Genomic DNA, 13,173 nt, shown 5'->3' with positions numbered 1-13,173 from the left:
TCTATTTTAATGAAAGTATATAGCGAACCATTTCTTTTGCGTCGGATCTGGATATCGAAGGATGTGGGGTCATAGGAATATCGCCCCAGGCGCCGCTGCCACCATCAATAATTTTGCTGGCAAGCATGTCGATATTTTTGTCTGTGGCTTCATATTTCTCTGCCACCTCTTCATAGGCAGGACCGATGATTTTAATCTTTTCCTTATGACAGCTAAGGCAGTCTGATGACGAAATCAGTTGCGCACCTTTCTCAAATGAACCGGATGGCGGAGATCCGGCGCTTCGGTTGGTACCAATGTCATTTACGTTTGTGTCAACTTCAGATTGCCGGGTTGCAGCAGCCATATCGCCTGCACTCACAGAGTCTCTGCTATTTCCTTTTTCGGATTGATTACCACAAGCAGTTGTCATTGCAACAGCCAGTAAAAAGATTAGTTTTTTCATTCAAATATATTAAGGCAGCCCTAAAATACGCCTATTTAGCTTCGCGTCCATACCGGTGCCCGCAAAATCATCAAAAGCTTTTTCCGTTACGCGAATAATATGGTCACTTATAAACTTAGCGCCTTCTCTTGCTCCATCAGCTGAATTTTTCAGCGCACACTCCCACTCCATTACCGCCCAGCCATCAAAATCATAAGCACTTAGCCTACTAAAAATCGCTTTAAAGTCAACCTGACCATCTCCCGGAGAGCGGAAACGCCCGGCGCGATCAATCCAGGACTGATATCCCCCGTACACACCTTGTTTTCCTGTGGGATTAAACTCAGCATCCTTAACGTGAAACGCCTTGATCCGCTCATGATAATGATCGATGTACGAAAGGTAATCCAGACACTGCAGAACAAAATGCGAAGGATCGTAAAGGAGACAGGCTCTTGGATGGTTACCTACTTTCTCTAAAAACATTTCATAGCTAATACCGTCATGCAGGTCTTCTCCGGGATGTATTTCATAACAGACATTCACACCCTGCTCATCAAAGGCATTCAAGATCGGCAACCAGCGGCGTGCCAGTTCCGTAAATCCTTCTTCTACTAATCCTGCTGGCCTCTGAGGCCAGGGATATACCATCGGCCAAAGTAAGGCACCGCTAAATGTTGCATGTGCGTTTAGTCCCAGATTAGCTGAAGCACGTGCAGCAAACATGAGTTGTTGGACTGCCCATTCTGTTCGCAAGGCTGGATTATTTCGATATTTCTCCGGTGCAAAACCATCAAATAAAGGATCATAAACCGGATTAACAGCAATTAGCTGACCTTGCAAGTGTGTGGAAAGTTCAGTTATTTTAAGACCTTCTTCTTCGACAATGCCTCGAATTTCATCCGCATAAGTCTGGCTTTCAGCAGCCTTTCTCAGATCAATAAAGCGACTATCTGTAGTGGGGATCTGTATCCCTTCAAATCCCAGGCCTCTGGCCCATTTGCATATAGCGCTCAAACTATTAAACGGGGCTTCCGATCCAATAAACTGTGCGATAAACACAGCTGGTCCTTTAATTGTCTTCATACTTCAAGCTAAATTCTGACCACTTTACGTCTGATTGTCCCGAGCGGATAACACTTTCGATAAATGCCATTCCTCGCACTCCTTCATCAACACCGGGGAAGTCGAGATGTTCCGGTGAAGGTTCTTCATTGGCTAGAAGTGCCTTTATCGTTTGTGCAAAGTTCCGGTATAAATTAGCGAAAGCTTCTAGATATCCCTCTGGGTGCCCCGCAGGTGTGCGTGTATTATGGGAGGCATACGAACTTAAATAAGCACTACCTGTGCGTAGTATTTGGACGGGTTCGTCTATCATCATCAGTTTAAGTGTATTGGCATCAGACTGCTGCCATTCTAGGCCGCCCTGCTCTCCGTAAACACGTATCTTAACGTTATTTTCCTCCCCGGTAACGATCTGTGATGCAATCAACACACCACTGGAACCATTGGAAAATTTCAGGAGAACTGCTCCATCGTCGTCCAGTTTTCGCCCCTTAACAACAGTATTAATGTCTGCACATAGCTTTGTCACCTGTAGTCCGCTCACATACTCGACCAGATTAAACGCATGCGTGCCAATATCTCCCATAGCACCTGCTATACCGCTCCTGGAGGGGTCTGTTCTCCAGGCGGCCTGTTTGTTATTACCTGAGCCTTCTTCAAAGCGGCTTAACCAACCTTGTGGATATTCAGCATAGATCTTCCTGATTTCCCCTAACTTGCCCCCCGCCACAATTTGTCTGGCTTCTTTGACCATTGGATATCCGGTATAGGTATGAGTCAGGCACAATAATTTGCCTGATTCTCGACATATCTCTTTTAAACGAACCGCCTCAAACAACGAAAAGGTGGCAGGTTTATCCAGGATAACATGAAATCCATTTTCCAGTGCAAGCTTTGCAGGTTCAAAGTGAAGATGGTTGGGTGTTACGATACTGATAACCTGCACCCTCTCGTTTGGCGGAAGCCGACTCTCACTTTCGAGAAGCTGATGATAGGTTTCATAGACACGAGCGGCGTCAAGCTGAAGTATCAAACCCATTTCCTTCGATTTCTCGGCATCACTACTGAAAGCGCCGCATACCAGCGTATACTCATCATCCATCCTTGCCGCGATCCGGTGAACCGCACCGATAAAAGCGCCCTGACCTCCACCGATCATTCCTAAACGTAACTTCATAGTGCCCATGCTCTGTCACCTTTCTTGTAAGGAATACATCCATCGAATTTTCCAGGAACAGGGAGATATCGTAGTGCCTGGGTGGCCCCCACTTCAGATGTGAAAAAGCCGAGTAAGGTTAGTTGTTTCATCATACTAAAATAATGATTGGGCTCATCGGGTTTCTTTACACGGGAGAACTCCTTTTGCTCTCTATCGAGTGCGGTCAAAAAGTTGGTACGCTTTGCCTGATCGCTGCTCATGAAGGATTGTCCATATTGTTCCTTAAATTTATTCTCCAAGGTTGACAGGCCTTTTGTAAATACCGCCTGATCTTCCCTTGCATAACAGTCTTTCACCATTAAGGCTATAAACGCCCCTACCCCCGCAGCACGGGCTCCGGGCGTGGTTGTTTCCGGAAGAATTGTTTCCGCAATCTCTTCGAGCAGTCTGACCTGGTCCGCATTAAAAAGACCATCATTGCTATTTTGTGACGAGCTACAACCGGTGCTCAAAAAGAGCTCGGCACCGATTACGGCGCCGCCCATTATCCAGGCGACTTTGGCAATAGCCTCTCTTCTGTTCATCTGATTAAATATTTCGTTTTTTCATCTCACCAACCGCAAAATCCACTGCTCTGGCGGTGAGTGCCATATACGTCAATGAAGGATTTACGCAGCTTGCCGATGTCATACAGGATCCGTCTGTAACAAAGACGTTGGGAGCATCCCAGACCTGATTCCATTGATTAAGGACTGAAGTTTTTCGATCTTTTCCCATACGCGCAGTACCCATTTCATGAATACCCTGGCCCATTGCATAACCTGAATCATACGTATTAACATCTTTCATACCCGATACCTCCAACATCTCTTTTGCATCGAGCATCATATCCTTACGCATGGCATGCTCATTCGCTTTGATCTCACAATCAATAGCAAGTACCGGCAGCCCCCATTTGTCTTTCACCTTCTTATCCAACGAAATCATATTTTCATGGTATGGTAGAGTCTCCCCAAAAGCACCGATCCCTATTCTCCACTGACCAGGTTCACATAAAGCATCTTTGAACTCTCCGCCTATATTAAATTCTGCAATTTCCCTTCCCCAGTTCTCCCGACTAGCACTACCCTGATAACCAAAGCCTCGAAGGTAGTCACGTTTGTCGCCGAAAAGATTTCGAAATCTTGGTATATAAATACCGTTGGGACGCCTGCCGTAATAGTATTTATCATCGTAGCCCTCCGCTACACCCGAGGCTCCGCATCTGAAATGATGATCCATCAAATTATGCCCAAGCTCTCCGCTGCTGCTGCCTAAGCCTCCATCCCAGATATCGGTGGCAGAATTCATTAGGATCCATGTTGAGTTTAATGTAGATGCGCAGACAAACACAATTTTGGATGAAAACTCATAGGTCTGATTGGTTTCGGCATCGAGAACTTCGACGCCTGAAGCCTTTTTAGTGTCTTTATCATAAAGAACGCGTGTAACAATCGACCAGGGCCTTAACGTTAGGTTGCCAGTAGCCATTGCTGCCGGAAGAGTGGCAGACTGAGTGCTGAAATATCCCCCGAACTGACAGCCGAGCCAGCACTTGTTTTGATACTGACAATTCGTTCGGTGATGGTGTTTAGCAGTAAGATTAGCACTTCTGCCAATGATCATGGCTCGTGCATTTTTATAATGCGACCTAATGCGGGCAGCCACATCCTTTTCCACACAGTTCAACTCCATCGGCGGTAAATATTCACCATCTGGTAATTGAGCTAAACCGTCGGCGTTGCCGTTAATTCCTGCAAAGCGTTCGGCATAGCTATACCAGGGTGCTATTTCCTTGTAGCGAATAGGCCAGTCAACGGCGATTCCTTCCTTAGCATTAGCCTCAAAGTCAAAGTCGCTGAACCGATAGCTTTGCCTGCCCCAGGTCAGAGACCTTCCTCCTACCTGATACCCGCGGTACCAGTCAAAACGCTTTATTTCAACGTAAGGGCTTTCTTTTTCATTTACCCAGAAGTCAAGATTTGCTTCATTTAAGGGATAATCGCGCTTTAGGACGGGATAATTTTCAATCATCTCCTGAGTCCGCCCGCCCCTGTGCTCAAATTCCCAGGGAGCCTTACTTGTACTCGGATAATCTTTGATGTGCTCAATGTTCCTTCCGCGTTCCAGAAGCAGTGTCTTCAGACCCCGTTCGGTTAATTCCTTTGCCGCCCAGCCGCCGGATATTCCAGAACCGATTACAATCGCATCATATGATTGGTTAGCCATATTGGTTCTCTTGATATGAAGTAGGTCTTACATTTGCTGTGCATTCAATTCGCGCCCATCAGTCTGTTGGAAGACGAATACTCAGCGTTTAATTAGTTAGTCACAAGGAACCGATTACTCAAGAAGCGATCCTTAGTTAGCCATAAATATAAATATTATAAGGACTTAACTATTAAAATATCAAAAAAATATGTTGCAGATACTCAATCCCAGTGACCACCGTCATTTTTGCTTGTCACTAGCTTTGATAGATTAGCGATTATAAATTGACGTATGCGTAATCACCCTTTGATCCAGAAACTAAGCGAGTTTGGTAATCTTTCCGACGAAGTTATTGCACAAATCTTGGACGCGTTAAAACTGATTGAACTTCCAAAAGAGAAAGTCGTTTTGAGAGAAGGTTTTACCAATAGGAATATCTATTTCCTGGAGACCGGTATCGTCAGAAGATATAATATATCCCAGGTGGGACATCAGAAAACGACTGGTTTTATCCCGAACTGCACCTTCTTCACTGATCTGGATAGTTTCGAGCGAAGAAAAGCATCTAACTCTACATTCAACACGGAAACCTCCTGTGTTATATATAGTTTAGATTATTTCAAGCTCAAAGCGCTATTGGACGCAAATTCTTCCCTGCGGGAGCTTGTCACTATAGTTAAAGAACACTATTCAAGACGCTACATTCAAACGAAAGATTTCCTTGCTACTGAACCAATCGAAAAACGTGTAAAGATGCTGGTAGACGAGCTTCCGATGGTTATGGATACTTGCCGAAAAAGGGATATCGTATCGTACTTGAGAACAAATAGTCAGACCTATAATTTCACCTTAAAAAATTTACTGCAGTCGGGCAAGAAGTAATAACAAAAAAGTTCCCTTTTATTAAATATTTTAGCTTTGAAACAAATACAACGCTATGAACTTAGAGGCCTGGGCCTACCCCATCGGACGATATCAGCCACCCGAGATCTTCACTCATGAGATTGCTAAGCAATCTATATCCCTAATTGAAGCCTTGCCCTCTTGGCTTGACGTCTGCATCGAGAACCTCGATGAAAGCCAGTTGAACACTCCTTATCGCCCGGAAGGCTGGACGGTCAATCAAGTAATCCATCATCTGGCAGACAGCCACATGAACGCTTACATCCGCTTGAAGCTTACGCTGACAGAAGAAAGCCCCACAGTCAAACCTTATAATGAGGCGCTATGGGCCGAACTACCAGATAACAAGCTGGTTCCCGTTAACGTTTCAATAACACTTCTGCATGCTCTTCACCGACGTTGGGTAGAAGCTTTACGATCTTTAACAGGAGAAGACTGGTTCAGAACATATTATCATCCAGAATCTAAAGAGCTAGTCGCCCTATGGCAGACGACTGCACATTACGCCTGGCACAGCAGACACCACATGGAGCAGATTAGATCATTGCGAAATCGGCGAGGCTGGTGATTTTTATAAAACGAGGCATTTTCCCAATGCGGAATTTGCGCCCTCTTTACACTATACACACACTTTTTTAACTTAAATTTGCTATCTTCGCCGCAATGTTTATAGCTGTAACAATAAGCCAACCGACTTAGTTTAATATTTACTTGAAAATATCTGCAACCTTGTGCGGTATTTTCCGTTGTAAATGTTATAACAATAATCGAGATAAGCAAAATAGTTTATAAAAATTTCCGTTAATGTGGCGACTACGTTGCATTAACACATTTGATTAAAAATGAGACAACTTAAAATATCCCAATCTATTACCAATCGTGAATCCCAGTCCCTGGATAAATACCTTCACGAAATAGGAAAAGTAGATTTAATTACTGCACAAGAAGAAGTAATCCTCGCACAGAAAATCCGTGAAGGTGACCAGGCAGCTTTAGAACGTTTAACAAAGACGAATCTACGTTTCGTTGTTTCTGTGGCAAAACAATACCAAAATCAGGGATTAACTTTAGGTGACCTTATCAACGAAGGTAACCTGGGACTAATCAAAGCCGCTAAACGTTTTGATGAAACCAAAGGATTCAAATTCATATCTTATGCTGTTTGGTGGATCAGACAGTCCATTCTATCAGCTGTAGCTGAACAGTCACGTATAGTACGCCTTCCCTTGAACCAAATTGGTTCATTAAGCAAGATAAACAAGGCTTACTCGAAACTTGAACAAGAATACGAGCGTCAGCCTTCGCCGGAGGAGCTTGCAGATATTTTGGAAACGACCGTAGACAAAATTTCTGACTCTCTTAGCAATGCTGGTCGCCAGGTTTCAATGGATGCACCATTCGTTCAAGGAGAAGAAAACACCCTGTTAGACGTCATGCAAAGTGATGATCCGGGAACAGACAGCCACTTAATTAACGACTCACTCGCTATGGAAATCAGCCGCTCTTTGGCTACTCTTTCAGAGCGCGATCGCGAAGTGCTGATTCTATTCTTTGGCATCGGAAGTAACAATCCGCTTTCACTTGAGGAGATTGGCGAGAAGTTTAATCTAACGAGAGAGCGTGTTAGACAATTGAAAGACAAGTCGCTTCAGCGTTTAAAACATGCTTCAAGAAGCAAAATTTTACAATCTTATTTGTAAGCTACTTTCAAAGTAATATGCAAAAGCCGAGATTATATTTCGGCTTTTTGCGTTTCAAGTCTTCGGTGATATACTTCCAGCATGCCGACCAGTTCAGGTATATCAATCGGCTTTGATATATGGTCATCCATTCCTGCGGCCATACAAGCGTCTTTATCTTCCTTCATCGCGCTCGCAGTCAGGGCAATTATCACAGGCTGGATACGATCTTTTTCAGAACGTATCCTTTCGGTAGTTGCCAAACCATCCAATCCAGGCATCTGAACATCCATTAGAATAAGGTTAAATCGCTTTTTCTCCATTATTTCAAGAACCTCAAGTCCTGAACTCACTATTACGGGATTGTAACCTAACTTATGAAGTATTTTGTTGATCAGCATTTGATTAATCTGGTTGTCTTCGGCGACCAAAATATCCATCGGATATCTGTTACTAAATTCACCGTCCAGCATAGGACCTTGCTTTCGGCTCTCAACAAATGTATCTCCGCTGGAAAGATACTTCTGAATTACCCTCGCCAGGATACGCTGCTTTACAGGCTTCGTCAGAACCTCACAGAAAAGATCAGGGAAATTTTTAGCGGATTCGTTACCTATCGAAGTCAGAAGCAGGATGGGGATTGAAGGCATCTGCTTTTTTACCAACAAAGCGAAATCTATGCCGTCTTGTTCAGGCATTTGCATATCCGTGATTACCATATCGTAAGCCACGCTATGAATCTTGCTTAGAGCTTCCGAAACAGTCTGAAAATCACTAACATCTAGTTGCCACTGTTTTAATTGAAGGCTTAAAACCTTCAGATTTGTGGCGTTGTCGTCCAGAATCAAAATTTTCTTCCCATGGAGCGAGTCCAGTAAAAGTGGCTCTTCCTGGGTATGACTACCGCGTTGACAAACAACATCAAACGTAAAAGTTGACCCTTTACCAAGTTCGCTACGTACATGAATGTTACCACCCATAAGTTTGATCAGACGCTTAGAAATCGCAAGTCCTAACCCACTACCTCCATATTTTCTCGTCGTGGAGGAATCTAACTGCGAAAATGCGCCAAACAAATTACCATGAAACTCTTCCGGTATTCCAATCCCCGTGTCACTTACCTCAAATAATACGTTAATATCGTTTCCTTGCAAACACCTTCCTCGGCTTACTGAAATAAATACCTCGCCTGAATGAGTGAACTTAACGGCATTGCCTACCAAATTGATTAGCACCTGAGAGAGGCGCTGACCGTCACCCACCAACGAGTTAGTCAAATCATTATCTATGTGAAATACCAGATCAATCCCTTGTTGTGCGGCTTTCCAGGCAAATACATCCATCACATCCTCGATAAGATTACGAAGGTGAAATGCGTGTGGGTCAAGTTCCATCTTACCCGATTCAATTTTAGAAAAATCCAGAATATCATTAATCACTGCCAACAAGTTATCACCGCTACTCTTGATAGTTTTTGCATATTCTCGTTGCTCGCTGTTCAAGTCTGTGTCGTATAACAACGAAGCCATTCCCAATACCCCATTCATAGGTGTACGTATCTCGTGACTCATTGTCGCCAAAAAAACACTCTTCGCCTGATTTGCCTTATCGGCCTCCTTCCTCGCTTCCGCTTCATGTTCTCGTTGAATCCTCAACTTCTCATTGAGATCATGCAAATAATTGGCCTGTTGTTGAATTTCTTCCGATTGCGATTGTAACTCCTCATTCGTAGCCTGCAGTCGTTCAGATTGTTGCTGAATCTCTTCTGCCTGCGCGTAGACTTCGCGTGTTCGTTGTTTAACCAACCGCTCCAATACCGCTTTCTGTCTCCTTATAACCTTTACCCTAAGACGGTACACGCCATAGATACAACCACAGAAAAGAATTAACAATAAAATATTAAACCATACAGACTTCCAGAATACCGGGATAATCCGGATCTTCATTATCGTCCCTTGCTCATTCCAAACGCCTTCGTTATTGGACGCCTTGACAACAAACGTATAGTCTCCCTGTGGTAAGTTGGAAAAGGCAACTGTACGCTGATTGCCCAGCGGAATCCAGCTGTCATGCAAACCGATCATCTTATAAGCATACTGGTTGTTCTCTGGCGCGATCATATTCAGCGCTGCAAACTCAAGGGAAAACGTGGCCTGATCACTACTTAGAGTTATATGTGTGGTTTCCGTAATATTGTTTTTCAGGGGAGATTTCTCATCACGGGATGACACCGGCTTGTTGAAAATATTGAATCCTGTAAACACGATATTAGGCACTAACGTATTTGTGACAATCTCACTTGTACGCACAACATTAAAGCCGTTAGTTCCACCGAAATAGATCGATCCGTCAGAGGCTTTCAAGCTGGCGTCCTGTTTAAACTCAAGACCCTGGAGCCCGTATGCCAGCCCATAATTCGTTGGCCTTGCACTTGGAATATTATACCGCGTCAGCCCGTTATTTGAACTGATCCAAAGATCCCCTGTCTGGTCTTCGATTAAGCCATGAATATAGTCGTTGGCAAACCCTTTCTTTTTATTGAACAGGCTAAACGTCTCCTTTTTCCGGTCAAATAAGTTAATTCCGCCACCTGCTGTTCCTATCCAAAGGTTCTTTTTCGAATCGAGTAAGATAGACGTTACAATATTATTACTTAATGAAGTATTATCGTCATTCTTATGAACATAGCGTTTGAAATCGCCGGTACTTACATCTAACCGATATAGGCCCTGTTCCGTGCCCAACCAAATGTTTCCGTCATAGTCTTCGTTAATCGTGTAAATCAGGGCCTGATTCATCTTTTGCAGATCCCTGGAGATCGAGTAACGAGTCATTTTTTTAGTATTTTTATTGAACCTGTTTAATCCACCTGCCCAGGTTGCTATCCACACGTTATCTTTACTATCCAAAAAGATCTTATAGATTCGGTTATCCGATAATGAATTGGGATTTAGTGGATCTTTCCTGAAGTTACTGAATTTACCCGTTTTTATGTCCAGAATATCCAGCCCGCCTTCAAATGAGCCGAAGCCCATCGAATCTTTGCCCACGCGAGCAACGCAATAAATATTATTGTCAGAAAGGCCGTCCTTTCTGTCTAAAGTATGCTGGTAATGTTTGAATGTCTTCTTAACAGGATCGAAGACATCTACGCCTCCCTCTGTTGCAATCCATATCCGCTTATCATCATCTTCCGCAAAGCCCTTGACACCCGCATTCCGTAGCGTGTTCGCACGGTACGGTATCGGCTTGTAATGAATAAATTTATCCGCGTTCCTGGTAATATAACTAACGCCGCCGCTATTGGTTCCCAGCCACACTATTCCCGATGGATCATGATAGATAGACCGGACGATATTATGGGAAATCGTACTCTCGTCAAAGCTGTCATGCTTGTATTGCTCGAATTTATTTCTAATGTAGTCGTAAATAATTAGTCCGTCTGATTCAGTCCCAATCCACAAACGTCCATCCCGACCCATCTTCATCGATATCATGTTATTGCTGGGGAGTCGCAAACTCTGACCTGCTTTACCAATGCCAACAAGATGACCGGTCCGCTGATCGAGGTTAAATAACCCTCTGCCTTCGTAGGCAACCCATATAGAGCCGTTCCGCCCCTGAACTATACCCTTGACCGAGCCGGGTGAATAGTACGACTTGTCAATAGAAGCATCATAACGCTTGATCTTTTTTGTTTTTAAGTCGAGCCTGTTCAGACCACTTGTCGTTCCAACCCAAATATTGCCGTCGTCAAACTGGCTAATAACGTTAATATCATTATTACTGATAGACTCAGGGTCAGAGCCGTCGTAATAAAACTCATCAAAGCGATTCTTGTCAGGATCAAAAAGAAAGAGTCCTTCTTTTGTTCCAATCCACATGTTCCCGTCGAAATCCTGCAGTATCGTCTTAACATAGGTATCTGTTCCGTGCGGACGATAATGTTTGAAAGAATCACTCGCCGGGTCGTAAAGATCAAGTCCCGACGCAGTGCCCACCCATATTCTTCCCCGCAAATCGACATATACAACACTCACATAGCTACTGCTCAGACTTGTTTTGTCTTCTCGGTCATATTGGTAGATCTTAAACTGATAACCGTCATAACGGTTCAGTCCATCGCGCGTGGCAAACCACATAAACCCTTTCGCGTCCTTCGCTATGCTTGTCACGTTACTTTGTGACAAACCGCTCTTGGTCGTAAGTCGTTTAAATGTGAATGAGCTCTGCGCTTGTACAGATAACATTCCAAGACAGCAAAAGAATAGTGTACAGAGAGTTTGATAAAGGTTAGGACGGTCGGGCATGGCAACAAATTAGAACCGAAATCTCAAGTAAATCGTTGGTTCTAATATACACATTTTTACCGGTTTACCTTATCTATCCTAATCCAGTCCATGCCGGCGGATTCTGCTGCTTCCACCCCCGCCTGCCCGTCTTCAAACACCAAACAAGCATCAGGATCCACTCCGAGCAGTTCAGCTGCTTTCAAAAAAGGATCAGGATAAGGTTTACCTCTTGGGGTCTCACCTGCACATACCAGTACTTCAACCTCCGATTCTATCCCCAGCACTCGCAACGTTTTCAGAATAGCTTCTCTGGACCCGCCAGACACTACAGCGATCTTCACCTTCCCTACGTGAGCAAGCAAATGATCAACCACGAACTGAACCGGTTTCGTGTGCTCGATATAGTCATTATAAAATATAGTATACTTTTCCTTCTCGAAACTTTGAGGATCAAATGCAGACCCATATCGTTCGTTAATCTTCTCTACCACCGCAGGGATCGGAAGTCCCGCAAACTCATCGATGATGGCCGGATCTATCTGGAGGCCTGCCCCGAGGGCTACCTGTGCATATGACTCCTTATGAGCTGCCATATTATCGGCAAGAGTTCCGTCGCAGTCATACAAAAAAGCTTCGTAATCTCCCTTGCTCAGCTCCATCAACTGAGCGAGCTTCAACGCATTACTTTCAGTTTCTGCCATGGACTATAATATTTTCGCTAACTCAGCCAGAGTTTCAGCCGTTGCAATCTGACCTTCCTTAACTTTACCAAACCCGTAGGAGACAAAGATGAATGGAACGCCTGCCTTTTTGCTTGATTCGTAGTCACCTTGCGTATCACCTACATAAACCGGAGACTGGAGCTGATGATCAACAACAATATCCCTGATATTATCTGCCTTTGGGCGACTCTTAGTTCCATAACATTGGTGTCCCACAAAATATTCATGAAGTTTATAATAGTCCAGAAAGGCTTCAATATAACCAGACTGGCAGTTACTCACAATAAATAGCTTGTACTTCGCAGATAATTCTTGCAATGCGTCAACCAATCCCGGATACAAAATACCTCCCTCAGCGCTTAACACTTCCAGTTCTTTTTTTGCACACTTCGCTTTAAATTCCTGACGCTGTTCATCAGTCAATTCCGGAAAAAGGTGATCATATATAGCATCATAAGCCATTCCAGCTATTCCGCCTATACTGGCAGGCGTGATATCATTTTTCACAAAACCAAATTCTTCTTTGGCAGCCTGCCAGGCCGCAGCCACACCTTCGGTTGAATCCCAGAGCGTACCGTCCAGATCGAAGATGATGCTGTCAAACCGTTGTTTTAATGTAATATCCATGTTGCGGGCAAAAATATGCGTTTGATACTGAAAACAATTACTGATTTTTGCC

General features: G+C 44.0%; 11 protein-coding genes. 3 read left to right on the top strand and 8 right to left on the bottom strand.

The window, feature by feature from the left end:
* Position 1: 1 nt before the first annotated feature.
* Genes B0I27_RS16435 through B0I27_RS16415 form a run of 5 tightly spaced genes read right to left on the bottom strand, consistent with a single transcriptional unit; the run spans position 2 to position 4,916 of the window.
* Positions 2-445: a c-type cytochrome gene (locus B0I27_RS16435; RefSeq protein WP_245925539.1), complete on the bottom strand. Its 444-nt coding sequence runs from the start codon at positions 443-445 to the stop codon at positions 2-4.
* 9 nt (positions 446-454) lie between these two features.
* Positions 455-1,510: a sugar phosphate isomerase/epimerase family protein gene (locus B0I27_RS16430; RefSeq protein WP_106295375.1), complete on the bottom strand. Its 1,056-nt coding sequence runs from the start codon at positions 1,508-1,510 to the stop codon at positions 455-457.
* Entirely contained in the window at positions 1,497-2,675 is a 1,179-nt protein-coding gene (locus B0I27_RS16425; protein ID WP_181276812.1) for a Gfo/Idh/MocA family protein, read from the bottom strand. The genes B0I27_RS16430 and B0I27_RS16425 overlap by 14 nt, the downstream gene beginning before the upstream one ends.
* A complete protein-coding gene (locus B0I27_RS16420) occupies positions 2,663-3,232 on the bottom strand; it encodes a gluconate 2-dehydrogenase subunit 3 family protein (RefSeq protein WP_106295373.1) in 570 nt (189 codons plus the stop codon). The genes B0I27_RS16425 and B0I27_RS16420 overlap by 13 nt, the downstream gene beginning before the upstream one ends.
* A gap of 4 nt (positions 3,233-3,236) precedes the next feature.
* Entirely contained in the window at positions 3,237-4,916 is a 1,680-nt protein-coding gene (locus B0I27_RS16415) for a GMC oxidoreductase (RefSeq protein ID WP_106295371.1), read from the bottom strand.
* Between the two features lie 273 nt (positions 4,917-5,189).
* Here B0I27_RS16415 and B0I27_RS16410 point away from each other — a divergent pair, with 273 nt between their 5' ends.
* From B0I27_RS16410 to B0I27_RS16400, 3 genes are all read left to right on the top strand, one after another.
* Positions 5,190-5,780 (top strand): Crp/Fnr family transcriptional regulator, encoded by a 591-nt coding sequence (locus B0I27_RS16410; RefSeq protein ID WP_106295369.1) that lies wholly within the window; start codon positions 5,190-5,192, stop codon positions 5,778-5,780.
* 55 nt (positions 5,781-5,835) lie between these two features.
* Positions 5,836-6,369: a YfiT family bacillithiol transferase gene (locus B0I27_RS16405; RefSeq protein ID WP_106295367.1), complete on the top strand. Its 534-nt coding sequence runs from the start codon at positions 5,836-5,838 to the stop codon at positions 6,367-6,369.
* Positions 6,370-6,643: 274 nt separating this feature from the next.
* Entirely contained in the window at positions 6,644-7,501 is an 858-nt protein-coding gene (locus B0I27_RS16400) for a sigma-70 family RNA polymerase sigma factor (RefSeq protein WP_106295365.1), read from the top strand.
* Between the two features lie 32 nt (positions 7,502-7,533).
* On the opposite strand, the gene B0I27_RS16395 is transcribed toward B0I27_RS16400, so the two are convergent.
* From B0I27_RS16395 to B0I27_RS16385, 3 genes are all read right to left on the bottom strand, one after another.
* Positions 7,534-11,730, bottom strand: coding sequence for a hybrid sensor histidine kinase/response regulator (locus tag B0I27_RS16395; protein ID WP_181276811.1), 4,197 nt, complete (start codon positions 11,728-11,730; stop codon positions 7,534-7,536).
* A 116-nt stretch (positions 11,731-11,846) separates the two neighbouring features.
* Positions 11,847-12,473: an HAD family hydrolase gene (locus B0I27_RS16390; protein ID WP_106295361.1), complete on the bottom strand. Its 627-nt coding sequence runs from the start codon at positions 12,471-12,473 to the stop codon at positions 11,847-11,849.
* 3 nt (positions 12,474-12,476) lie between these two features.
* A complete protein-coding gene (locus B0I27_RS16385; protein WP_106295359.1) occupies positions 12,477-13,121 on the bottom strand; it encodes an HAD family hydrolase in 645 nt (214 codons plus the stop codon).
* Positions 13,122-13,173 lie beyond the last annotated feature (52 nt).

The sequence above is a fragment of the Arcticibacter pallidicorallinus genome (assembly GCF_003002875.1).
Classification (GTDB): domain Bacteria; phylum Bacteroidota; class Bacteroidia; order Sphingobacteriales; family Sphingobacteriaceae; genus Arcticibacter; species Arcticibacter pallidicorallinus.
Note: the sequence above shows the minus strand (reverse complement) of the source record. Positions and strands in the feature narration are given on the sequence as shown.